Annotated in this window: 1 protein-coding gene; it reads right to left on the minus strand. The window is 67.7% G+C overall.

Annotated elements, in window-relative coordinates:
- Positions 1–31 precede the first annotated feature (31 nt).
- On the minus strand, positions 32–1,150 hold the full coding sequence (locus tag AC559T_RS13335) for an IS630 family transposase (RefSeq protein ID WP_498868901.1): 1,119 nt from the start codon (positions 1,148–1,150) through the stop codon (positions 32–34).
- Positions 1,151–1,163: the final 13 nt, after the last annotated feature.

Raw genomic sequence — 1,163 nt, forward strand, 5'->3', positions numbered from 1 at the left:
TGCGCTGGCCACGAATGTTCTCTGGTTCGGTTCAGGCGGCGTGTGATCGTGGTCGGCCCCAGCGTTGTTGGCGTTCGGAGCGGACGCGGGTGCGTTCGCGGCGTTGAGCGGCCAGGACGGTGGGGTGGCGGGCGTGGGTGTTGCGCCAGCGCAGGTAGGCCTGCAGGTTCCGGGCGAGCGCGGGGTGGTGGGGATGGTTCGAGTTCCCCATCGCGAAGGTCCGTAACGGTCCGAACTGGGATTCGATCGGGTTCGCCCACGACGCGTTCGTCGGGGTGAGACACAGCTGCACGTTGTTCCGCCCGGCCCACCTGCGGATCGTCGGGGTCTTGTTCGCGGACAGGTTGTCCATGATCACGTAGATCGGGGCGTTGTCCGGACGGGCAGCCCTGATCGTCTTCAACGCGGCCAGCGTGTTCTCACCGCTCTTGTGGACACGGGTGACACCCCAGAGCTGATCGTCACCGAGGGAGTAGCAGCCATGGAAGTAGCGCACCCCGTGGGTGCGATGGTAGGTCGCGGGCAGCCGATCCGGATGGCGCTCGGGTGCCCAACCGACACCGTGGACCGGGCGGATCGAGAGCGGACCGAACTGGTCGAACGCGAAACACCGGTTCGGACACGTCATGATCAGATATTCGATCCGGTCGAGTTTGGCGTCCTTGTCCGGGTCGGTGGACTCCTTCCAGGTCCGGGTCCGCTGGAACGAGATCCGGTGGGCGTGCAGGAGTTGACGGAGCCGTTCCCGGCCGACGGTCACGGTGCGGTCGGGGTTGTGGGCCAGGTAGGCGGCCAGTTTCCGCAGGCTCCAGTGGGTGAACGGCTGCCCGAGTCTCGCCGGGCGGGTCCGGGCCGTCTGGACGAGGAACGCCTCGTCGTCAGAACTGATCAGGCGGGGACGGCCTCCCGCCCACCGAGGGTCCAGACAGTCCAGGCCGATCTCGTTGAACCGGTGGATCACCCCCCGGACCGTGTCCTCGTCCGCGGCGACGAGGCGGGCGATCGCGGGTACCGTCGTCCCGCTCGCCGATGCCATCACGATCAGAGCACGGCGGACCCGGATCGAGCCGTGCTTCCCCCGGCGCACGATGCGTAGGAGCCGCTGCCCTTCCTCATCGGTCAACCGCCGTGCCCGTACCAGCTGTGCCATCACGGATCACCCC

This window comes from Frankia sp. Hr75.2, assembly GCF_949319125.1.
Classification (GTDB): domain Bacteria; phylum Actinomycetota; class Actinomycetes; order Frankiales; family Frankiaceae; genus Parafrankia; species Parafrankia soli.

Excerpts from the sequence above, each read along its gene's own strand:
- AC559T_RS13335 (WP_498868901.1), bottom strand. The coding sequence starts at position 1,150 with ATGGCACAGCTGGTACGGGCACGGCGGTTGACCGATGAGGAAGGGCAG.